Source organism: Kitasatospora sp. NPDC036934 (assembly GCF_055608425.1).
Map to the genome: position 1 here is coordinate 313,711 of NZ_JBVJQR010000005.1, position 20,661 is coordinate 334,371.

Here is a 20,661-nt window from a genome sequence, read left to right on the forward strand (position 1 = left end):
CCTCCCCTCCTGACACCTCCGGCCCGACGGGGTCGTACGCCATTGGTCCCGGTGTACGACCCCGTCGGCGTCTGCGACCATGGTCGGGTGACAGAGATCGGGCGAGGCACGTTCAGCGAGGAGACCTTCTTCGAGCAGGTCGGCGGTGAGCCGACCTTCCGGCTGCTGACCCGCCGCTTCTACGAGGGCATCGCCCAGGACGAGTTGCTGCGACCGATGTACCCCGAGGAGGACCTCGGCCCGGCCGAGGAGCGGATGGCGCTGTTCCTCATGCAGTACTGGGGCGGCCCGCGCACCTACAGCGAGCAGCGCGGCCACCCCCGGCTGCGGATGCGGCACGCCCCGTTCAAGGTCGACAAGGCCGCGCACGACGCCTGGCTCACCCACATGCGCGCCGCCGTGGCCGGCCTCGAACTGCCCGCCGAGCACGAGCGGCAGCTGCTGGACTACCTGACCTACGCCGCCGCCTCGATGATCAACACCCCGGGCTGAGCGGGCGGTTCACCACCCCGGGCTGAGCCTGCGGTTCACCGCAGCGGGCTGAGCCCCAGCCCCGCGCCCGGCGCGGCCGCGGTCCGCACCAGCACCGAACCCGCCGGGGCGCTCAGCCGCAGCCAGCCGCCCGCCCGGTGCACCGAGAGCGGGGCCCCGGGCTTCAGGAAGCCGATCGCGTACGCGGCGTGCACCGCGCGCAGCGGCAGCTCCGGCAGCACGCCGACCGGCCGGGACCAGATCTCGTCCGCCAGCCGGTCCAGCACCGCACGGCTGCGGTGGTGCTCCGGGACGGCCTCGGTGCGCTCCCGGAACTCCCGCACCCCGGCCATCAGTTCGGGGTACACCTCGGCCACCGGCGGGGCCCCGACCGGTCGCCAGCCGGCCCGCGGCGGCAGCAGCCCGGCCCAGGCCGGACCGGTCACCGGCGCGGGCAGCGCGACGGCGCCCGCCTCGGTGTCCACGCCGTCCAGCAGCTGGCCCGCCGAGACGGTCAGGTCCACCGGCTCGTCCAGGCCGCTCAGCCGGGCCGTACGGATCGCCAGCGCGCCCGAACCGCCCAGCGGCAGCCGCCCGAAGACCGCCAGCACGCCGTCCGCCCCGGCCGGGTCGACCGCCTGCAGGCGCACGGCCGCCGCCCGGTCGAAGCGCAGCAGGCGCAGCAGGAAGGCGGAGAGGTCGGCGGCCTCACCGGTGTCGGTCAGGGCGAGGCGGGCGGTGACGGTCAACGCGGCTCAGCTCGAATCGGTTCGGGGATCCTGGTGCTCGGGGATCCGGGCACTCGAGGTCCGGGGACTTTCAGACTGCCGCGCCGACCGGGGCCTCGTCCATGAAACGGGAGAGGAACTCCCGCTCCACCGGTGAGATCCGGCGCGGCCGGCCCTCGGCCAGGTCGTACGGCACGACCACGGTGGAGGCGCGGACGTACACCGTCTCGGAGCCGTCCTCGTGGACGTCCTTGATGTCGTAGGAGACGGTCAGCGAGGCGCTGCCGATGCGCGTCACCCGGGTCTCGACGGTGACCGGCTCCGGCCGGTGCACCAGCGGACGCTTGTAGTCGATCTCGTGGCGGGCCACCACCGAACCGCCCGCGAACTCCCCGGCGCCGGCCTCGGCGGCCTGGGTGAACATGAAGTCGATCCGGGCCTCCTCCAGGTAGCGCAGGAAGACCACGTTGTTGACGTGCCCGAAGGCGTCCATGTCGGACCAGCGCAGCGGGCAGGCGTAGATGTGGCGAGCCACGGGTGTTCTCCTCGGTGTCCGGTCGCCCGCCGCCGAACCTCGGCGACGGGCCGCGGCCCGGCAGGCCGCCCCGGGGGGCAGTCTGCCGGGCCGTTGTGACAGCTGGGTGTCAGCCTCGGGTCAGCTTCTTGTACGTGGCCCGGTGCGGACGGGCGGCGTCGGCGCCCAGTCGCTCGATCTTGTTCTTCTCGTACGACTCGAAGTTGCCCTCGAACCAGAACCACTTGCTCTCGCCCTCGTAGGCGAGGATGTGGGTGGCCACTCGGTCCAGGAACCAGCGGTCGTGGGAGATGACCACGGCGCAGCCGGGGAACTCCAGCAGGGCGTTCTCCAGCGAGGAGAGCGTCTCGACGTCGAGGTCGTTGGTGGGCTCGTCGAGGAGCAGCAGGTTGCCGCCCTGCTTGAGGGTGAGCGCCAGGTTCAGCCGGTTGCGCTCACCACCGGAGAGCACGCCGGCCGGCTTCTGCTGGTCCGGGCCCTTGAAGCCGAACGCCGACACGTAGGCGCGGGACGGCATCTCGACCTGGCCGACGTTGATCCAGTCCAGACCGTCGGAGACGACCTCCCAGAGGGTCTTCTTCGGGTCGATGTTGGAGCGGGTCTGGTCGACGTAGCTGATCTTGACGGTCTCGCCGACCTTGACCGTGCCGCTGTCCGGGGTCTCCAGGTCCTGGAGCATCTTGAACAGGGTGGTCTTGCCGGCGCCGTTCGGGCCGATGATGCCGACGATGCCGTTGCGCGGCAGGGTGAAGCTCAGGTCGTCGATCAGGATCTTCTCGCCGAAGGCCTTGTTGAGGTTCTCGACCTCGATGACGACGCTACCCAGGCGCGGGCCCGGCGGGATCTGGATCTCCTCGAAGTCCAGCTTCCGCATCTTGTCGGCCTCGGCCGCCATCTCCTCGTAACGGGCGAGGCGGGCCTTGGACTTGGCCTGACGGCCCTTGGCGTTGGAGCGGACCCACTCCAGCTCTTCCTTGAGCCGCTTGGCGCGCTTGGCGTCCTTCTGGCCCTCGACCTTGAGACGGGACTGCTTGGTCTCGAGGTAGGTGGAGTAGTTGCCCTCGTAGGGGTAGGCGCGGCCGCGGTCGAGCTCCAGGATCCACTCGGCCACGTTGTCCAGGAAGTACCGGTCGTGGGTGACGGCCACGACGGTGCCCTTGTACTTCTCCAGGTGCTGCTCCAGCCAGTTCACCGACTCGGCGTCCAGGTGGTTGGTGGGCTCGTCGAGCAGCAGCAGGTCGGGGGCCTCCAGCAGCAGCTTGCAGAGCGCGACGCGGCGCTTCTCACCACCGGAGAGCTTGGTGACCGCCCAGTCGCCGGGCGGGCAGCCCAGGGCGTCCATGGCCTGCTCCAGCTGGGCGTCCAGGTCCCAGGCCTCGGCGTGGTCCAGCTCCTCCTGGAGCTTGCCCATCTCGTCGAGCAGCGCGTCCGAGTAGTCGGTCGCCATCAGCTCGGCGATCTCGTTGAAGCGGTCGAGCTTGCCCTTGATCTCCTTGACGCCGTCCTGGACGTTCTCCAGGACCGTCTTGGTCTCGTCGAGCGGCGGCTCCTGGAGCAGCATGCCCACGGTGAAGCCGGGCGAGAGGAAGGCGTCGCCGTTGGAGGGCTGCTCCAGGCCGGCCATCATCTTCAGCACGGTGGACTTACCGGCACCGTTGGGGCCAACGACGCCGATCTTCGCTCCGGGGAGGAAGCTGAGCGTCACGTCGTCAAGGATGACCTTGTCTCCGTGAGCCTTGCGCACCTTGCGCATCGTGTAGATGTATTCCGCCACGTGAGATCGCTCCGGCGTCGTCGGGAGTATTCGTCTTGCAGCGTTCCATTGTGCCGCACCGGCCGGGAGCCCCGAACCGCCCGGGTGACCCCACCGGGGTATCCGGCCCCTCCCCCCTGCGTCGATCGCCCCCGAGGCTCCCCGCGCCGGGTCCTCCCCACTCCTCCGCCGGGACGCCCAGCCGGACATGCGGACCGGACATGCGGACGGCCCGGCCCCCGCAGATGCGGGAACCGGGCCGGTTCGACTACTCAGGCCCTCAGGAGGTCATCGCCTCCCGTGACCCGCTCAGGCGGTTCAGGCGGTGGTGCGACCGTGACGGCCACGGCGGCGCAGGACGAAGACCGCGGCGCCACCGGCCACGACCAGGCCACCGGCGACGGCGGCGAGGATCGGGGTGGAGTCATTGGCACCGGTCTGGGCCAGGCCACCGGTGCCCGGGGCGGCGCTGGTGGTGGACGGAGCCGGCTGGGCGCCACCGGCGCTCGGGGTGCCCGAGGGGGTGGCGGTACCGGTGCTGGTGCCGGCCGGGGTGGTCGGGGCGGAGGACGGGTTGCCAGTGCCGGTCTTGCAGTCCAGGACACCCTGGAAGTCGCGGCTGTAGCCGTTCGGACCGGTGACGGTGATCTTGTAAGCGGTCTTCTCGGCGACCGGAACGAGCACACTCTCGGTCTTGCCCGGCTGGACGGTCAGCGACTGCTTGCCGACCGTGACGGTGCCAGCTTCGTCACCACCGTTGGTGACGGAGACCCGCACGCCGTTGTTGGCGCACTCGACCTTGGCGGTGCTGTCGATCAGCGCGCCCTTGCCCTGCTTCCAGGTGGCCTTGGCGGCGGCGGAGACGCTGACCTTGCTGGAGCCGGCCAGGATCATGGTCTGGCTGTGGTCGGTGGCGGTGTAGCCCTTGCTCAGGAACACGCGGCCGCTGGGCACCTCGGTGGAGACGTCGGCCTTGAGGGCGAGCGAGCCGTCCGGGGTGCCGGCCGGGACGTCCAGGAACAGCTGGGTGTCCTTGGCGATCGGCCCGGTCAGGGTGGCGCCGACCGGCTTGCCGTCCTTGTCCACCAGCTTGGCCTTGTCGGCGGCGTCGCCGGTGACGGCGAGCTTCACCGCGCTGGCACTGGAGTTGAGGACGAACGGGCCGAGCTTGCTGCCGGACTTGCCGGACACCGAGTCCGGGGTGAGGCTCAGCGACGGCTTGGGCTCGGCGGCGATGCCCTTGTTGGCGCCACTGACCAGGTAGTCGCGCAGCTTGGTGGCCGCCTCGCTGTGCGGGGTGGCGTTCTTGCCGTCCGAGAACTTCCAGATCGCGGCCTGGGTGCCGGCCGCGGCGTCCTCGGCCGTCAGGCCCGGGATCTTGAGGGAGGCGGCGAGCGAGCTCTCCGACACCTTCGGGTAGGAGTTCTCCAGGATCCAGCGGATCTTGGAGGCGGGCTCCGCGCGCTTCGGGTCGCCGAGGGAGCTGCTCGACCAGTCCGACTCCTGGTACTGGATCTTCTTCCTGATGTCCACCGGGAACCCGAAGTCGATGCAGTAGGTCTTCAGCTCGCCGTCGGCGGTCTTGAGCGTGAACAGACCGGCGTCGTAGGTGTCGCCGTCGACGTCGACCTTCTCGCCGAAGATCGAGTTCTGGACGACTGCGGACACACCCGACGCCGGAGTGTCGGCCGCAGCCGCCGCACCGGCCGCGAACAGGCCTCCGCCCAGCGCAACGCTGGTCGTGAGCATGACAGTGGCTATGCGGGACAGACCCCGCCCCTGCCTCTTGAACATCTGGGATCCCTCCGGAGCGGGCCGCGCCGATTGGGCAGCCCGCCGACTTGCCGTGCCGCGCGTGCCCCCTGTGGCACTGCTGCGGGGTGTGAACCAACCGAATCCTATTGAGCCTCAGGGGCCTCGAAACCCCCATGCGAAATCAGGACGATTCCGTATCTGGATCGTTATCAACCCCCTCAGGTTCCACACAAGCTGACGCTCCGCCAGAATCCGTCCTCGACTTTCCGTTATCCCGACGAGATTGCGCCTGCGGGCGCAACGACTGTCTCGATCAACATATTTGTCGACAGGGAAGGGTCACCGCCCCCTCAGCCCGACATCGCCCGGTCTTCACCTCCCCGTTCCCCCTCGGACACTCCCTCCTGCTGCTCCGTCACCGCCCCCGCCCCCGGGGGCGACTCGGGCAAACGGGGCGCCGCAGCCACCGCCGAGGCCCGGCGCGACTCCAGTGCGCTGACGATCCACCCGGGCACCGGCTCGTTCGCGGTCTCCGCGCCGGCCGCCCCCACCGGGCCCGGCGGCTGCCCGCGCACGCCCGCCGCCCAGCGGAACGCCGAGGTGCCGCGGGTGAGATCGTGCCCGACCGACCGGGCGTCGATCTCGGCCCGACTGCGTTTCGCCTCCCCGTCCCGCCACTCCCGCACCCGCAGCCGGCCCGTCACCAGCACCGGATCGCCCTTGGCCAGCGAGCCGATCAGGTTCACCGCGAGCGCCCGCCAGGCCGTCACCCTCAGCCACTGCGTCTCACCGTCCACCCAGCAGGCCCGCTCGCGGTCGTACCGCCGCTCGGTGCAGCCGAGCTGGAAGTTCGCCATCGGCACCCCGCCGCTGGTTTCCCCGTAGCTCACCTCGGTCGCGACATTGCCGAGCACCGTCACATGCATCTCGTTCACAGCACACTCTCCGTTCTCGCCGACGCACCGTACGGAATCGAGCGGTGCGAGTTGAGAGTGCGCCCCGGAAGAAATCCCCGCCACCGGGTTCCGAAATCCTGTGGACAACTCCTAGGCCGATCGGCAGGGTGAAAAACGGCAGTCACTCACAGGGGTGAATTTCGGCCTTCGTACACCGCCGGGCCGCCAGCTCTTCGCGCTCATGACAACAAACCGGCTGATCGCGGCCGCCCCCGGGGCGCGCCGGATGAGCCGCCGGCGGCCGTCCGCCCACGTCATCCGACCGGAGCAAGCCGAATAGGAACCCCCACCCGCGCCGACGGCGCGACATTCTCCGTGTCGAATCCATAACGGGTGGGGAGGCAGCCCCGTAACGAGTGCACAACGTCCGGCCCGGAACTGTCCCAGACCGCTGCACGCACGGTCTTCACCTGCGATTATCGGACCGCTCCACCGAACCGACACACCAACGACGGTGTCGTCACACCCGGCCGAGGATCTGAACACCCTTATCCTGTCCCCGACAGGGCGAGGGCCTGCCAACCCCCACCCCCACCCTCCGGCACGGGGCCGGACCACGCGCGTCCCCAACGCTCGTCGCCCGATCCCGGCCACGGTCACGCCCGCCAGGGCGCCGTCCGTCCCGCCCCCATAGCTCAGCGGATAGAGCACCCGCCTTCTAAGCGGTAGGTCGCAGGTTCGAATCCTGCTGGGGGCACCGACCCACAATTCCCGCAGGCCATCGCGCATGCGAACACTTTCCGTGGCCACACCGGACCTCCGGGTAATCCGGCACCCACCGCACATAACCCGTGACAATGCGTGTCATGACCGCCGCGAAAGCCGGCCGAGCGGGAAACCGGAATTCCGGGCGAATCCCCCACCCCTGAACGAAACAACCCGCCCTGGCCGGCCAGGCGGCGAAATCCGACAAAAGCCGGACAGAAGCGCCCGGTACGCGCCCGGTACGTGTCCGGGCACATCGGGGCGCCTCATCGGGGCGCCCCAGGAGACTATGCCGCCAGCCCCGCCAGATAGCCGTCGAGCAGTGCGATCTGCCGCTCCGCGGGAAACTCCGCCGGGGCGAACAGCGACTGCACCACCAGCCCCAGCACGAAGGCCTGCGCCGCCGCCGCGAGCCCGGCGGGATCGGCCCCGGCCGGGAGCTCGCCGAGCCGCTGGGCGTCCGTCACGTGCGCCGTGAGCGCCACCCGCGAGCGGGCGTAGCGCCCCGCGTGCGCGGCCGCCAGCTCCGGGTCCGCGAGGGCGACGTCCCAGGAGCTGACCCAGATCCGGTTGCCGGACTCGGTCGCCTCGTCCAGCGGCAGCACGTCGAGCAGCGCGGCCCGCAGCCGGGCCAGCCCGGCGGGCGGCGGCGGGGCGCCGTCGGCGGGGGCCATCCGCCGGGGCCGGGCGGCGGAGCGGCGGTCGAGCTCCTCCAGGGCGTGGCTCAGCAGCGCCCGCTTGTTCGGGAAGTAGTGCGTCAACAAACCGGTGGAGGCGCCCAGTTCGGCGGCCACCGCGCGCAGGGTGAGCCCTTCGAAGCCCTTGCTGGAGAGCACCCGCCACACCCCCTCGGAGACTTCCGAGCGGCGGGCGTCATGGTCTCCACGGGCTGGCGTCATGGGGGCTATCGTACATACCAAACGTTTGTTATGAATGACCCTGACCGCTCCGGCACCACCTCCGAAAGGCCCGCCCGTGTTTTCCGTCCCGCTCGCCGAGAACGCCGAACTGCGCCCGCTGGAGCCCTGGCAGGCCCCCGAGTTCCTGGCCCACATCGACCGCGGCCGCGCCCACATCGACCCGTGGATCCCGTGGGCATCCTTCTCCACCGACCTGGACTCGGCCCGCGCCACCCTGCAGCGCTACGCCGACCGCCAGAACACCGACTCCGGCCGGATCTACGGCATCTGGCGGGACGGCACGCTGGTCGGCGGCGTGATGTTCGTGCACTTCGACGCCAAGGGCGGCACCTGCGAGGTCGGTGCCTGGACCGAACCGGCCGGCGAGGGCGGCGGGCTGATCACCGCCGGTGTCCGGGTTCTGCTCGAGTACGCCTTCACCACCCGGGGCCTGCACCGCGCCGAGTGGTGGTGCTCGGCCACCAACGCCCGCAGCCGGGCGGTGGCGGAGCGGGTCGGCATGCGCCGGGACGGCGTGCTGCGCGAGTGGTACCTGCACAACGGCGTCCGCCACGACAAGGAGATCTGGGCGGTCCTGGCCCGGGAGTGGGCTGTCGCCCGGGGCTGACGGCCCGCAGGAAGGCCATCGGGACCGGACACGACGGATCCAGGTCGCGACGGAGCGGGGCGTGACGGACCAGGATGCGACGGAGCGGGGCCCGGTGGACACCCCATCGTCCACCGGTCCCCGCTCCGTCGAACTCCCCCGCCGACCCAGCCGATCCCGCCGACCCCGCTCAGGCCGCCGGCGCCGGCTCCTCCGCCCCCGCCGCCGACTCCGAAGGCTCTACCGAACGCAGCCGCAGGGCCAGCAGCAGCACCAGCACCATCACCCCGCCCGCCGACAGGAAGACCACGTCCACGGCGTCCGTGAAGCTCCGCACCGCGTGCTCCCGGGCCGCGCCGGTCATCGTCCGCACCACGCCGAGCGACCGCCCGGGCTCGCCGGTCTCGAACACCCGGGCCAGCACGGTGCCGAAGAGCGCCGCGCCGAGCGCGTTGCCGAGGGTCTGGAAGAACCGGATTCCGGTGGTGGCGACGCCGAGTTGGTGGCGCGGGGCGGTGTCCTGCACCAGGGTGATCAGCTGCCCGATCAGCTGCCCGAACCCGGCGCCCAGCAGGGAGAGTTCGGCGCCCACCTGCCAGAGCGGGGTGTCCGGGCCGCTGAGTCCGAGCAGCGCCAGGGCGAGCACCGAGCAGCCCGCACCGGCGATCAGGAAGGTGCGCGGCCGGTGGCCGCGGGCGATCAGACGGGTGGCCAGCAGGCCGACCCCGGTCATCCCGGCGGCCATCGGCATCAGGTAGAGGCTGGCCGTGGTCGGGGCGACCCCCCGGGCGATCTGCAGGTAGATCATCACGTAGACGATCGCGCCCATCATGCCCATCCCGACCAGGCCCTGGATGGCGAAACCGATCCGCACCACCGGAATCCGGAACAGCGAGAGCGGCAGCACCGGCTCGGCGGCGGTGGCCTGGCGCCACAGGAAGAGCCCGAGCGCGGCCAGGGTGGCGGCGGAGAGCCCGAGGATCACCGGGGAGGCCCAGCCGTAGTCCTTGCCGCCCCACTCGGCGACCAACAGCAGCCCGGTGGCGAAGGCCGCGGCCAGGGTGGCGCCGAGGAAGTCCAGACCGCGCCGGCCGAGGGTGCGCGGCAGCTTGATCACCAAGACGACGCCGACCAGGACGAGCAGGCCCAGCGGCAGGTTGATGTAGAAGATCCAGCGCCAGCCGAGGTGGTCGGTGAACAGCGCGCCGATCAGCGGGCCGATCGCCATGCCGAGCCCGGCGACGATCCCGCCCACTGCGCCACCCTTGCCACGGCCGCGCTCCTGCGGGTCCTGGAGCTGGGCCATCACCACCATGGTCACGCTCATCAGTCCGCCGCCTCCGATGCCCTGGACGGCCCGGAAGGCGATCAGCTCGCCCATCGACTGCGCGGCGCCGCACAGCGCCGAGCCGAACAGGAAGGTGCCCACCGCGCCGAGCAGCACCCGCTTGGCGCCGTGGACGTCGCAGAGCTTGCCGTAGAGCGGGAGCAGTGCGGTGGCGGCCAGCGAGAAGGCGCTGACCAGCCAGGGCAGCCGGTCGACGCCGTGCACCGGGTCGAGGTCGCGGACGATCGGCACGGTGGCCGCCGAGACGATGTTGGAGTCGAGCACGGCCAGCACGATCGTCACCAGGCAGAGCAGCATGCCGAATTGGCGCTGGACGGTGGTCATCAGGCCGGATCCGGCCCGGTCGGGCAAGGCCTGGTCGGACGAGGTCCGGCCCGGCGAGGCCTGGCGCTGCGTCGTCCGGCCCGGCGAGGTCTGGTCGGACACGGCCTGGTCGGGCGTGGTCCTGGCGGCGGATGCCATAGGGAAAGTCCCCCCGGAGTCAGTGGAGTCGGCCCAGACCGGTGCGGTCCGGCGGGCTCGTCACCACCATGTCAGTACTTTTGGACTGGGTCAATTCTTCATCCACGCCAATCTTTCTCCCTGGTCAACCTTTGATCCTGGTACAGTCTCCCCATGGCGACCCACCACGGCTTGGACCTCGGCCCCGACCGCGACCTCGACGCACTTCCGCTGCGCGAGCGCAAGAAGATCCAGACCGGCATCCGGATCTTCCGCACGGCCATCGGCCTGTTCGCCGAACGGGGCTTCGACCAGGTCTCGGTGGCCCAGATCGCGGCCGCCGCGGACGTCTCCAAGATGACCGTCTTCAACTACTTCCCGACCAAGGAAGACCTGGTCATGGGCCCGATGGAGCAGCACCTCGACGAGCCTGCCCGGGTGGTGCGCGAACGCGCCCCGGGCACCTCGGCGGTCGCGGCGCTGCGCGAGCACTTCCTGGCCGCGCTGGAGCGGCGGGACCCCGCCACCGGCCTGAACGACGACCGGGTGGTGCTGGACGTGATCCGGCTCGTCCACGACACCCCGGCGCTGGCCCTGCGGGCCACCGCGGCCTTCGACCCCCGCGCGCGAACCCTGCTGGCCGCCGAGCTGCTCGCCCAGGACCCGGCCCACGACGAGCTGCTCGCCCGGGTCGCCGCGGCCCAGCTGCTCGCCGTACGGCTGACCCTGATCGGCGACAACCACCGCCGGATGCTCAGCGGCGAACGCGCCGAGGACGCCCTGCCCGCCGCCCTCGAGGCGGCCCGCCGGGCCTTCGCCTCGGTCGAACGCGGACTCGGGGCGTACTGCGCCGGCCCGGCCTGAGAGAGTGGCCGCACCACGCCGACCGGAGGTGCGCATGGACCAGCCGCTGCTCACGCGGGACCGCTCCGCCCTGCCCGCCCGAGCCGAGGGTCTGAACGCCTACGTGGGCGAGGACGGCGTCGCCGTCCTGGAGTTCGCCCGCCCGCACCGGCGCAACGCGGTGACCCTCGCGATCTGGCAGGCGCTGCCCGAGGTCCTGGAGCAGCTCGCCGAGCAGCCGGGCGTGCGCGTCCTGCTGCTCACCGGCGCCGGGAACACCTTCAGCGCGGGTGCGGACATCACCGAACTCGCCGAGGTGTACGGCGATCCGCGGCGCGCGGACGCCTACCACGCGGTCAACGTGGCCGCCGAGGAGGCTCTCGCGGCATTCCCCCACCCGACCCTCGCGGTGGTGCACGGCGCCTGCGTGGGTGGCGGCTGCCAGCTGGCCGTCGCCTGTGACGTGCGCTTCGTCGCCGAGGACGCCCGGCTGGGGATCACCCCGGCCAAGCTCGGCGTGGTCTACCCGGCGGTGCCGACCCTGCGGCTGGCTCGGCTGGTCGGCCCGGCCCGGGCCAAGTACCTGCTGTTCTCCGGCGAGTTGGTGCGCGGCCGGGACGCGCTGCCGCTGGGCCTGGCGGAGCGGGTCCTGCCGGACGTCGAACTGGACGCCGCCGCGCTGGAGTTCGCCCGGCTGCTGACCAGCCGCTCGACCCAGACCATCGGCGCGGTGAAGGCCGCGCTGGCCGTTCCGGCGGAGCGGGCGGGCGAGGCCCTGGAGCCCTGGGAGCGGCGCTCCCGGGAAGCCTCGGACGTGCACGAGGGGCTGGCCGCCTTCCTGGCGGGCCGCCCGCCGAGGTTCTGACCGGCGCGGTTCTGACCGACCCGGTTCCGCGCGCTACGGCCGCCCCGGTGGCGACCGGCGCCGAGGCGCGGTGGCGCAGGCGGCTCACGTACGATCATCCGACCGGCGACGAGCCGCCCGCCGCCCTTCCGACCCGGAGTACGCACCCCGATGACCGCCGAGGCCACGACCGCCCCCACCAGCCGGACGACCTGGGCCCGCCGGGTCACCGACGGCGTCGAGCCGAAGAACGTGATCATCGCGGTCTGCCTGCTGATCGGCGCCCTTCGGTACGGCTGGGCCGGCCTCGGCTGGGCCGCCTTCGCCGCGCTGTTCGCGGCCGTCATCCCGACCCTGTTCATCCAGCGCGGCATCCGCAAGGGCACCCTGGAGGACCGCCACGTCGGCCACCGGCAGCGCCGGCTGACCGTCATCCCGTTCATCATGGGCTCGGTCGCGGTCAGCTTCGCGGTGATGATCCTGGCCGACGCCCCGCACGACCTCACCGCGATGGTGGCGGCGATGTTCGCCTCGCTGATCCCGATCCTGGTGATCACCGTCTGGTGGAAGGTCTCCGTGCACACCGCCGTCGCGGCCGGCGCGGTGACCTGCCTCGGCATCGCGCTCGGCCCGCTGTGGCTGCTGCTCTACCCGCTGGTCGCGGTGATCGGCTGGTCCCGGGTGGTGCTGCGGGACCACACCACCGCGCAGACGATCGTCGGCGCGGTGGTCGGCGCCCTCAGCTCCGGGCTCGCCTTCTGGGCCACCAGGTGAGTCAGCGGATCGGCATCCCCGAGATCGCCCGGGCGATGACCAGCCGCTGGATCTCGCTGGTCCCCTCGAAGATCGAGTAGATCGCGCTGTCCCGGTGCATCCGCTCCACCGGGTACTCCCGGGTGAAGCCGTTGCCGCCGAGGATCTGCATCGCCTGCGCCGTCACGGACTTGGCCGTCTCGCCCGCGTACAGCTTGGACATCGAGCCCTCGGCCGCGGTGAACGGCTGGTTGTTGGCGGCCATCCAGGAGGCCCGCCAGACCAGCAGCCGCGCCGCGTCGATCCGGGTCTTCATGTCGGCGAGCTGGAAGGCCACGCCCTGGTTGTCGATGATCGGGCGGCCGAACTGCTCCCGGGTCTTCGCGTAGTCCAGCGCCACCTCGTACGCGGCCCGGGCGATGCCGATCGCCTGCGCCCCGACGGCCGGGCGGGAGGCCTCGAAGGTGGCCATCGCCGCGTTGCCCCTGCCGCCCGCCCGTTTGACGCCCTCGCGGGCCCGGGCCAGCCGCTGGTCCAGCTTCTCCTTGCCGCCGAGCAGGCAGCTGCCGGGCACCCGGACGCCGTCGAGCACCACCTCGGCGGTGTGCGAGGCGCGGATGCCGTGCTTCTTGAACTTCTGGCCCTGGCTCAGCCCCGGGGTGCCCGGCGGGACGACGAAGGAGGCGTGCCCGCGGGTGCCCAACTCCGGGTCGACGGTGGCCACCACGACGTGCACGGCGGCGATCCCGCCGTTGGTCGCCCAGGTCTTGGTGCCGTTGAGCACCCACTCGTCCTTGGCCTGGTCGTAGACGGCCCGGGTGCGCAGCGCGCCGACGTCGGAGCCGGCGTCCGGCTCGGAGGAGCAGAAGGCGGCCACCTTGACGTCGTCGGGGGTGCCGAACATCTGCGGGGTCCAGGTGCCGATCTGCTCGTCGGTGCCGTTGGCGAGCACCGCGACGGCGGCCAGCGTGGTGCCGACGATGGACAGCCCGATGCCCGCGTCGCCCCAGAACAGCTCCTCCATGGCGATCGGGATGCCGACGCCGGAGGGGTCGAAGTACTGCTGGGCGTAGAAGTCCAGCGAGTAGATGCCCAGCTTGGCGGCCTCCTGGATGATCGGCCAGGGAGTCTCCTCCCGCTCGTCCCACTCGGCCGCGGCGGGGCGGATCACGTCCGCGGCGAAGCCGTGCAGCCAGTCGCGTACGGCGAGCTGGTCCGCGCCCGGGTCCAGCGAGAACGTGCTGCTCATGGTGGAGCCTCCGCAGAAGGGATACGACGCAGGGATTGCGGCCGCCGGATGCGACCCACCGGGGTGTTACCCCGGGTAACATCGTCGGAGTCTGCTACTGATTGGTAACCGGTGTCAACGCCCAGGCAACCCAGAAACCGAGGAGCAGCGCATGTCCCGAGAGCCCCGCCGCGAGCAGCTGCTCAACGCCGCCGACCGGGTCATCCAGCGCGAGGGGCCGAGCGCCAGCATGAACGCCATCGCCGCCGAGGCGGGCATCACCAAGCCCATCCTCTACCGGCACTTCGGCGACCGGAACGGCCTGATCGGCGCCCTGACCGAACGCCACACCAGCGGCCTGCTGGCCGCCGTCCGGGCCGCCCTGGCCGAACCGCTGGAACGCCGCGACCGGGTCGAACACGTCCTGGACACCTACCTGGCCGGGATCGAGGCCCGCCCCCAGGTCTACCGGCTGCTCACCCACCCCGAACCCGGCGACCCGAGCGGCGCCGGCAACGCCCTCGCCCCCGCGCTCCGGCAGATCGCCGAGGAGATCACCCGGGCCGTGCAGCACCAGGTCGACCTCGGCGCCGACCGCGAACTGCTCGCCGAGGCCTGGGGCCGGGGCATCACCGGCATGGTGCTGGCCGCCGGGGACTGGTGGCTGGAGACCAGACCCTGCTCGCGCACCCGCATGGTGCAGGCCCTGGCCGACCTGCTCTGGGGCCGCCTGGCCGCCGCCGCCGACCTGCCGCAGGCCGTCCTGCCGCCCACCCCCGCCGAACCGAACGGCGACTGAACTCCCCGTCCACGCACGACCCTTGTGCCGGCCCGGGGGCCACGGGCATCATCGGGCCCCCACCCCCCGCCGTGCGAGGTCCCGATGCGCCTGCGCCGCACCGCCGTTGCCCTGCTGCTCGCCGCCACCGCCCTCGGCGGCACCACCCCAGCCACCGCCCAAGACGCCCACGGCGCCGACGGCGCCCACGAGGGCCACGCCGACCACCCGGCCCGCTTCCCCGCCGGGACGGCCACCGGCCCGGACGGCCGCACCGCCCTCACCGACGACCAGGGCCGCCGGCTCCAACTGCGCGGCTTCAACCTCGACAAGTACGCCGAGGCCACCGGCGCCGACCTCGACTCCATCGCCGCCCAGGGCTTCACACTGGTCCGGCTGCCGGTCTCCTGGACCAGGCTGGAGCCCGAGCGCGGCCACCTCGACCCCGCCGAACTCCACCGGATCCGGCAGCTCCTCGACCGGGCCGACCGGCTGGGCCTGCTCGTCCTGGTCGACTTCCACCAGGACGTCTACGGGCCGAAGTTCGGCGGCGGCACCAACGGCATCCCGGTCTGGGCCACCCGCGACGACGGACTGCCGTTCACCCCCGACCCGAAGGACTGGTTCGCCGGCTACTTCCAGCCCGCCGTCCAGGCCGCCTTCCGCCACCTCTACGACGACCCCGACCTGCGCGCCTGGCAGGCCGACTTCTACACCCGGCTGGCCCGCGAACTGCGCGGCCACCGCTCCCTGTTGGGCTACGACCTGTTCAACGAGCCGTTCGGCCCGGTGGACGGCGACCCCACCGACCCGGCCGTGCTCGCCGCCGCCTCCACGGCCCTGGAACAGGGCCGGCTCGCCGACATGTACCGCCGGCTGATCACCGCCGTACGCCGAGTGGACTCCCGCGCCTGGCTGTTCGTCGAACCGACCGTCCTGGTCGGCCAGGGCGTGCCCACCGCCCTCCCCGGCTTCGCCGACCCCCGCCCCGGCGCACCCCGGCTCGGCTACGCCCCGCACTTCTACGACACCGCGGTCGAGAACGGCGCCGACTGGGACCCTTCCGACGGCTTCGTCGAGCAGTACACCGCCGCGATCACCGGCTACCCGGCCGCCCACCGGCTGCCCGTGCTGGTCGGCGAGTGGGGCCCGCCCGACTCCCGCACCCCGGGCAACACCCTGCTGGTGCGCCGCCAGGTCGCCGCGATGGACGGCTTCGCCGAGGGCTGGACCATGTGGTACTGGTGCCGCGGCACCGGCGGCTACTGCACGCTCGACCCCACCGGGCACCCCGCCCCCGGCGACGGCCCGGCCTTCGGCCCGTACCCGGCGGCCGTCGCCGGCAGCGGCGTCCGGACCACCGACGGCGCCGTCCGCTGGGCCGCCGACGGCACCGGCCGCAGCAGCGAACTCGTCCTGCCGCCCGCCGCGTTCCCCCACGGCGCCCGGGTCACCGTCTCCCCCGCTGGCGCCCGGGTCGAGGTCGAGCAGCCCACGGCCGGGCGCGCGGGAACCGTACGGATCCGGCTCCCGCGCGTCCGCCCGGGCACACCCGTGACGGTGACCCTCACCCCGCGCTGATCAGGCCAGCCCCCGGCGGGCCAGCAGCGGCGCGGTGTCCGGCGCCCGGCCGACCACCGCGCGGAAGGACTCCAGCGGGTCCCGGCTGAACCCGCGGGCCAGCAGCTCGCGCCGGAACTGCTCGCCGCTGTCCCGCACCGACCGCCCGTTGGTCTCGAACCACCGCACGGTGTCCGCGTCCAGCACCTCCGACCAGATGTACGCGTAGTACCCGGCGCTGTAGCCGCTGGAGAAGATGTGCTGGAAGTACGGCGTGCGGTAGCGCGGCGGGATCGCCGGCACCGCGATGCCGGCCTCCACCAGTGCCCGCACCTCGAACTCCTCGGCGTCCGCGACCCGGTGGCCCTGCGGCAGGGTGTGCCAGGCCCAGTCCAGCAGGGTCGCCGCCAGGTACTCCACCGTCCGGAAGCCCTGCCCGAAGCCCTCGGCCGCGGTCATCCGCTCGACCAGCTCGGCCGGCAGCGGCTCCCCGGTGGCGTGGTGGCGGGCGTAGTTGGCCAGCACCTCCGGCCGGACCATCCACATCTCGTTGACCTGCGAGGGGAACTCCACGAAGTCCCGCGGCACCGCGGTGCCCGCGAACAACGGGTACCGCACGTCCGAGAACAGCCCGTGCAGCGCGTGCCCGAACTCGTGGAACAGGGTGCGCACCTCGTCCCAGCTCAGCAGCACCGGCTCACCCGGCGCCGGGCGCGGGACGTTGAGGTTGTTCAGCACCACCGGCCGCCGCCCGGTCAGCCCGGACTGGGCCACCAGCTCGTCCATCCAGGCCCCGCCGCGCTTGGACGCCCGGGCGTGGAAGTCCCCGATGAACAGGCCCAGCGGGGTGCCGTCCTCCTCGAACACCTCGAAGACCCGGGCGTCCGGGTGGTGGGCCGTCAGCTCCGGCCGCTCGGTGAAGCTCAGCCCGTAGGCGAGCTTCGCGGCGAAGAACACGCCGTCCTTCAGCACCCGCTCCAGCTCGAAGTACGGACGCAGCGCCGCGGTGTCCACCTGGAAGGAGGCCTGCCGGACCTTCTCCGAGTAGTACGCCCAGTCGTGCGCGGCGATCTCCGCGACGCCGTCCTCGGCCGCCACCCGGGCCAGCTCGGCGGCCTCCCGGCGGGCGTTCGCCACGGCCGGCTCCACCAGCCGGGCCAGCAGCCCGGACACCGCCTCCACGGTGCCGGCCGTCTCGTCCGCCACCACGTACGCGGCGTGGCTCGGGTAGCCCAGCAGCGCGGCCCGCTCGGCGCGCAGCGCGGCCATCCGGATCGCCAGCGGTCCGTTGTCCTCGGCGCCCCGGGCGAGCGAGGCGGCCAGCAGCCGCTCGCGCACCGAGCGGTCGGCGAGCTGGGCCAGCTCGGGCTGGTTCGAGGGGCTCTTCAGGCTGAGCACGTACTTGCCCTCGTGGCCGAGCACCCGGGCGTTCTCCGCCGCACCGGCGATCGCGCCCGCGGACAGCCCCGCCAGTTCCTCGGCGGAGTCCACCACCAGCGCGGCGGCGCGGGCCGCGGCGTTCACGTTCTGCTGGAACGTGGTGCCCAGCGCGGCGAGTTCGGAGTTCAGCTCGCGCAGCCGGGCCTGCTCGGCCGCGCCGAGCCGGGCGCCGGAGCGGACGAACGCGGTGTACCAGCGCTCCAACAGCCGCAGGGACTCCGGGTCCAGGCCCAGCCCGGCGCGGTCCGCGTGCAGCGCCTCGATCCGGGCGAACAGTTCCCGGTCCAGGTGGATCGCGTCGTGGTGGGCCGCGAGCAGCGGGCTGACCTTCGCCTCCACCTCGTCCAGCAGGTCGGTGGTGTCGGAGGAGGACTGGTTGCGGAACACCGCGTCCACCCGGCGCAGCAGCCCGCCGGAGCGCTCCAGGGCGACCAGGGTGTTCTCGAAGGTCGGCACGGCCGGGCTGCCGGTGATCGCCGCGATCTCGGCCAGCTGTTCGGCCATCCCGCGCTCGTAGGCGGGCAGATAGTGCTCCTCCCGGATCTCGGCGTAGGGAGGCAGTTCGTAGACCAGCGTGCTGGCTGCGAAGAACGGGTTCTCGGTCATTTCGCCGACCCTACGCGGTGTCATCCCGCGTGCCCATACACCCCAGGTCATCGTTGTCAGACCCACCCGTTAACGTCGACGGCGCGGACCCCCACCCGTACACCCGCACGCTCCACCGCCCAGCCGTACGACCAACCACCACACGAGAGGAGACGCCCGCCGTGGCCCCCAGAACCGCCCTCGCACCCGCCCCGCACGGCCCCGGCGGCCGCCTCCAGCCGCTCGACGACGCCGGCCGGCCGCTCGGCCCGCCGGAGGCCGTCCCCGACCTCGCCGCGGCCGTCGCCGCCCGGGAGGCCGCCGATCACCCGCGCTGGGTCTGGGCCGCCGCCGACTCCGGGTACGCCCCGCTGCTGCCCCGGCTGCCCGACCGGCTCGCCCGCTGCCACGACCTCCGGCTGGTCGAGGCGCTACTGCTGGGCCACGAGGGCCGTTTCGGCGCGCCGCGCTCGCTCGGCGCCGCCTGGGCCCGGCTGCACGGCCTGCCCGTTCCGGACGACCTGCCCGAGCCGGGTCTCGCCGACGCGGACGACGGACAGGACACCCTGTTCGCCCCGGACCGGCTGCAACTGCCGCCCGGCGTCGACCCGTTGACGGCCGTGGTGGCCGTGCACGCCGAACAGCAGCGGCGGATCGCCGCCATCGCCGACCCGGCCGAACGGCAACGCTTCCGGCTGCTGGTGGCCGCCGAGTCGGCCGGCGCCCTGGTGGCCGCCGAGATCGCCCACGACGGCCTGCCCTGGCGCTCCGACGTCCACGACCGGCTGCTCACCGAACTGCTCGGCCCCCGCCCCACCGTCCCCGGCACCCAGCCCCGGGTGCTCGCCGACCTCGCCGTCGAACTCCACCAGGCCCTCGGTGCCAAGCCGTTCAACCCCGACTCGCACACCCAGGTGCTGCGCGCCTTCGCCGAGGCCGGCATCCAGCTCGGCTCCACCCGCTCCTGGGAGCTCAAGGAGATCGACCACCCGGCCGCCCGGCTGCTGGTCCGCTACAAGGAGCTGGCCCGGATCCACGTCGCCCACGGCTGGGCCTGGCAGGACGCCTGGGCCCGCGGCGGCCGGTTCCGGCCCGAGTACGTGGTCGGCGGCGTGGTCTCCGGCCGCTGGGCCAGCCGCGGCGGCGGCGCCCTGCAGATCCCGCGCATCCTGCGCCGCGCCGTGGTCGCCGACCCGGGCTGGCTGCTGGTGGTCGCCGACGCCGCCCAACTGGAGCCGCGGGTGCTCGCCGCACTCTCCCAGGACACCGGCCTGGCCCGCACCGCGGCCGGCGGCGACCTCTACGAGGCGCTCGCCGCCCAGGCCTTCCAGGGCGACCGCGACAAGGCCAAGCTCGGCCTGCTCGGCGCCATGTACGGGCAGACCAGCGGCGACATCGGCCAGCTGCTGAACACCCTGCGCCGCCGCTACCCCGCCGCGATGGGCTACGTCGAGGCCGCCGCCCGCACCGGCGAGGACGGCGGCGTGGTCGCCTCCCGGCTCGGCCGGGTCTGCCCACCCGCCTCCGCCGCCTTCCTCGACCTCACCGAGGCCGACACCGCCGGCGAGACCGGCGGCCGCACCGCCCGCGCCCGCGGCCGGTTCACCCGCAACTTCGTCATCCAGGCCAGCGCCGCGGACTGGGCGCTGGCCCTGCTGGCGGCGCTGCGCCGGCGGCTGAACGAACTGCCGGTGGCCGTCCCGGCGGACCGCCCGCACCTGGTGTTCTTCCAGCACGACGAGGTGATCGTGCACACCCCGGCCAACCTGGCCGAGGAGGTGGCCGCCGCCGTCACCGAGGCGGCCGACGAGGCCCGGCGGCTGGTCTTCGGCGACACCCCGGTGCGCTTCCCGCTCAGCACCGCCGTCGTGGACTGCTACGCCGACGCCAAGTGACCGCTACAACTTGCGGAAGGAGCGCGCCTCCTCGGCCGCCGCGACCACCTCGTCCAGCCCCGCCCCGGCCGAGGCGGTGACCGCGGCGGCCACCGCGCCCTCCACGAACGGCGCGTCCACCAGCCGTACGCCCGGCCGCGGTTCGTCCTCCAGCACGGTCACCGCGGTGAGCACCGAGCTGCCGAGGTCCGGCAGCACCACGACGCCGGCCCCGCCGTCCGCCGCCGCGACCGCCGCGGCGATCAGCTCGTAGCTGGTGCCCAGCCCGCCGTCCTCCGTCCCGGCCGCGACCACCACCCGCACGCCGTCCGAGGCCAGTTCGCCGAGCAGCTCGCGCAGCCCCTCCGCGAGCCGAGCGCTGTGCGAAACCAGAACAATGCCCACGCGTTCGCTCATGCGCCCGACCCTACGGCCCGTCCCACTGCTCCGGAAGAGCGAACGGAACGCGCGTGTCGGACCCCGTGCCCACGGCCCCCGTCTGGCGTAGCGTCGGCGACAGCAGCGTCCTGATCTCGTGGCCACCTAGGGAGCGAAGAG

Annotated in this window: 18 protein-coding genes and 1 tRNA gene; 9 read left to right on the top strand and 10 right to left on the bottom strand. The window is 72.8% G+C overall.

Annotation, left to right across the window (positions count from 1 at the left end):
* Positions 1-87 precede the first annotated feature (87 nt).
* Positions 88-492, top strand: a complete 405-nt coding sequence (locus ACZ7BZ_RS10475) for a globin (RefSeq protein WP_380463518.1) — start codon at positions 88-90, stop codon at positions 490-492.
* A gap of 35 nt (positions 493-527) precedes the next feature.
* Here ACZ7BZ_RS10475 and ACZ7BZ_RS10480 read toward each other — a convergent pair whose 3' ends face one another.
* From ACZ7BZ_RS10480 to ACZ7BZ_RS10500, 5 genes are all read right to left on the bottom strand, one after another.
* Positions 528-1,220, bottom strand: coding sequence for a DUF8185 domain-containing protein (locus ACZ7BZ_RS10480; RefSeq protein WP_470358008.1), 693 nt, complete (start codon positions 1,218-1,220; stop codon positions 528-530).
* A gap of 70 nt (positions 1,221-1,290) precedes the next feature.
* Positions 1,291-1,734 carry an acyl-CoA thioesterase gene (locus ACZ7BZ_RS10485; protein ID WP_188303386.1) on the bottom strand — a complete coding sequence of 148 codons (444 nt, stop codon included), beginning with the start codon at positions 1,732-1,734 and terminating at the stop codon, positions 1,291-1,293.
* Between the two features lie 109 nt (positions 1,735-1,843).
* Entirely contained in the window at positions 1,844-3,508 is a 1,665-nt protein-coding gene (gene ettA / locus ACZ7BZ_RS10490; protein WP_470358009.1) for an energy-dependent translational throttle protein EttA, read from the bottom strand.
* 297 nt (positions 3,509-3,805) lie between these two features.
* Complete coding sequence (locus ACZ7BZ_RS10495) at positions 3,806-5,236, bottom strand: Cys-Gln thioester bond-forming surface protein (protein WP_380463524.1); 1,431 nt, start codon at positions 5,234-5,236, stop codon at positions 3,806-3,808.
* Positions 5,237-5,592: 356 nt separating this feature from the next.
* On the bottom strand, positions 5,593-6,168 hold the full coding sequence (locus ACZ7BZ_RS10500) for a single-stranded DNA-binding protein (protein ID WP_470358033.1): 576 nt from the start codon (positions 6,166-6,168) through the stop codon (positions 5,593-5,595).
* 654 nt (positions 6,169-6,822) lie between these two features.
* Between ACZ7BZ_RS10500 and ACZ7BZ_RS10505 the strand changes: the two genes are divergently transcribed.
* Positions 6,823-6,895, top strand: a tRNA-Arg gene (locus ACZ7BZ_RS10505).
* 295 nt (positions 6,896-7,190) lie between these two features.
* Here ACZ7BZ_RS10505 and ACZ7BZ_RS10510 read toward each other — a convergent pair.
* Complete coding sequence (locus tag ACZ7BZ_RS10510; protein WP_470358010.1) at positions 7,191-7,802, bottom strand: TetR/AcrR family transcriptional regulator; 612 nt, start codon at positions 7,800-7,802, stop codon at positions 7,191-7,193.
* 76 nt (positions 7,803-7,878) lie between these two features.
* On the opposite strand from ACZ7BZ_RS10510, the gene ACZ7BZ_RS10515 reads away from it, so the two are divergent.
* Positions 7,879-8,430 (top strand): GNAT family N-acetyltransferase, encoded by a 552-nt coding sequence (locus ACZ7BZ_RS10515; protein ID WP_470358011.1) that lies wholly within the window; start codon positions 7,879-7,881, stop codon positions 8,428-8,430.
* Positions 8,431-8,599: 169 nt separating this feature from the next.
* On the opposite strand, the gene ACZ7BZ_RS10520 is transcribed toward ACZ7BZ_RS10515, so the two are convergent.
* Positions 8,600-10,081 (bottom strand): MFS transporter, encoded by a 1,482-nt coding sequence (locus ACZ7BZ_RS10520; RefSeq protein WP_470358034.1) that lies wholly within the window; start codon positions 10,079-10,081, stop codon positions 8,600-8,602.
* 291 nt (positions 10,082-10,372) lie between these two features.
* Here ACZ7BZ_RS10520 and ACZ7BZ_RS10525 point away from each other — a divergent pair, with 291 nt between their 5' ends.
* The 3 genes from ACZ7BZ_RS10525 (at position 10,373) to ACZ7BZ_RS10535 (ending at position 12,659) form a co-directional block, all read left to right on the top strand.
* A complete protein-coding gene (locus tag ACZ7BZ_RS10525; protein WP_465744367.1) occupies positions 10,373-11,062 on the top strand; it encodes a TetR family transcriptional regulator in 690 nt (229 codons plus the stop codon).
* 34 nt (positions 11,063-11,096) lie between these two features.
* On the top strand, positions 11,097-11,906 hold the full coding sequence (locus tag ACZ7BZ_RS10530) for an enoyl-CoA hydratase/isomerase family protein (RefSeq protein WP_470358012.1): 810 nt from the start codon (positions 11,097-11,099) through the stop codon (positions 11,904-11,906).
* A gap of 150 nt (positions 11,907-12,056) precedes the next feature.
* The gene (locus ACZ7BZ_RS10535; protein ID WP_380463042.1) at positions 12,057-12,659 is read left to right on the top strand and encodes a phosphatase PAP2 family protein; all 603 of its coding nucleotides are present in this window, start codon (positions 12,057-12,059) and stop codon (positions 12,657-12,659) included.
* 1 nt (position 12,660) lies between these two features.
* Here ACZ7BZ_RS10535 and ACZ7BZ_RS10540 read toward each other — a convergent pair whose 3' ends face one another.
* Positions 12,661-13,887, bottom strand: coding sequence for an acyl-CoA dehydrogenase family protein (locus tag ACZ7BZ_RS10540; protein ID WP_470358013.1), 1,227 nt, complete (start codon positions 13,885-13,887; stop codon positions 12,661-12,663).
* A gap of 151 nt (positions 13,888-14,038) precedes the next feature.
* Here ACZ7BZ_RS10540 and ACZ7BZ_RS10545 point away from each other — a divergent pair, with 151 nt between their 5' ends.
* Both ACZ7BZ_RS10545 and ACZ7BZ_RS10550 read left to right on the top strand, forming a co-directional pair.
* Positions 14,039-14,665, top strand: coding sequence for a TetR/AcrR family transcriptional regulator (locus ACZ7BZ_RS10545; protein ID WP_380463048.1), 627 nt, complete (start codon positions 14,039-14,041; stop codon positions 14,663-14,665).
* Between the two features lie 84 nt (positions 14,666-14,749).
* Complete coding sequence (locus ACZ7BZ_RS10550) at positions 14,750-16,225, top strand: cellulase family glycosylhydrolase (protein WP_470358014.1); 1,476 nt, start codon at positions 14,750-14,752, stop codon at positions 16,223-16,225.
* Here the strand turns inward: ACZ7BZ_RS10550 and ACZ7BZ_RS10555 are convergent, their stop codons facing one another.
* On the bottom strand, positions 16,226-18,250 hold the full coding sequence (locus ACZ7BZ_RS10555) for a M3 family metallopeptidase (protein ID WP_470358015.1): 2,025 nt from the start codon (positions 18,248-18,250) through the stop codon (positions 16,226-16,228).
* A gap of 161 nt (positions 18,251-18,411) precedes the next feature.
* Here ACZ7BZ_RS10555 and ACZ7BZ_RS10560 point away from each other — a divergent pair, with 161 nt between their 5' ends.
* Positions 18,412-20,124 (top strand): bifunctional 3'-5' exonuclease/DNA polymerase, encoded by a 1,713-nt coding sequence (locus ACZ7BZ_RS10560; RefSeq protein ID WP_470358016.1) that lies wholly within the window; start codon positions 18,412-18,414, stop codon positions 20,122-20,124.
* 3 nt (positions 20,125-20,127) lie between these two features.
* On the opposite strand, the gene dhaM is transcribed toward ACZ7BZ_RS10560, so the two are convergent.
* Positions 20,128-20,520 (bottom strand): dihydroxyacetone kinase phosphoryl donor subunit DhaM, encoded by a 393-nt coding sequence (gene dhaM, locus ACZ7BZ_RS10565; protein WP_380463059.1) that lies wholly within the window; start codon positions 20,518-20,520, stop codon positions 20,128-20,130.
* Positions 20,521-20,661: the final 141 nt, after the last annotated feature.

Coding starts and splice junctions, on each gene's coding strand:
- ACZ7BZ_RS10495 (WP_380463524.1), bottom strand. CDS start 5,236: ATGCTCACGACCAGCGTTGCGCTGGGCGGAGGCCTGTTCGCGGCCGGT.
- ACZ7BZ_RS10500 (WP_470358033.1), bottom strand. CDS start 6,168: ATGCATGTGACGGTGCTCGGCAATGTCGCGACCGAGGTGAGCTACGGG.
- ACZ7BZ_RS10510 (WP_470358010.1), bottom strand. CDS start 7,802: ATGACGCCAGCCCGTGGAGACCATGACGCCCGCCGCTCGGAAGTCTCC.
- ACZ7BZ_RS10520 (WP_470358034.1), bottom strand. CDS start 10,081: ATGACCACCGTCCAGCGCCAATTCGGCATGCTGCTCTGCCTGGTGACG.
- ACZ7BZ_RS10525 (WP_465744367.1), top strand. CDS start 10,373: ATGGCGACCCACCACGGCTTGGACCTCGGCCCCGACCGCGACCTCGAC.
- ACZ7BZ_RS10530 (WP_470358012.1), top strand. CDS start 11,097: ATGGACCAGCCGCTGCTCACGCGGGACCGCTCCGCCCTGCCCGCCCGA.
- ACZ7BZ_RS10535 (WP_380463042.1), top strand. CDS start 12,057: ATGACCGCCGAGGCCACGACCGCCCCCACCAGCCGGACGACCTGGGCC.
- ACZ7BZ_RS10540 (WP_470358013.1), bottom strand. CDS start 13,887: ATGAGCAGCACGTTCTCGCTGGACCCGGGCGCGGACCAGCTCGCCGTA.
- ACZ7BZ_RS10545 (WP_380463048.1), top strand. CDS start 14,039: ATGTCCCGAGAGCCCCGCCGCGAGCAGCTGCTCAACGCCGCCGACCGG.
- ACZ7BZ_RS10550 (WP_470358014.1), top strand. CDS start 14,750: ATGCGCCTGCGCCGCACCGCCGTTGCCCTGCTGCTCGCCGCCACCGCC.
- ACZ7BZ_RS10555 (WP_470358015.1), bottom strand. CDS start 18,250: ATGACCGAGAACCCGTTCTTCGCAGCCAGCACGCTGGTCTACGAACTG.
- dhaM (WP_380463059.1), bottom strand. CDS start 20,520: ATGAGCGAACGCGTGGGCATTGTTCTGGTTTCGCACAGCGCTCGGCTC.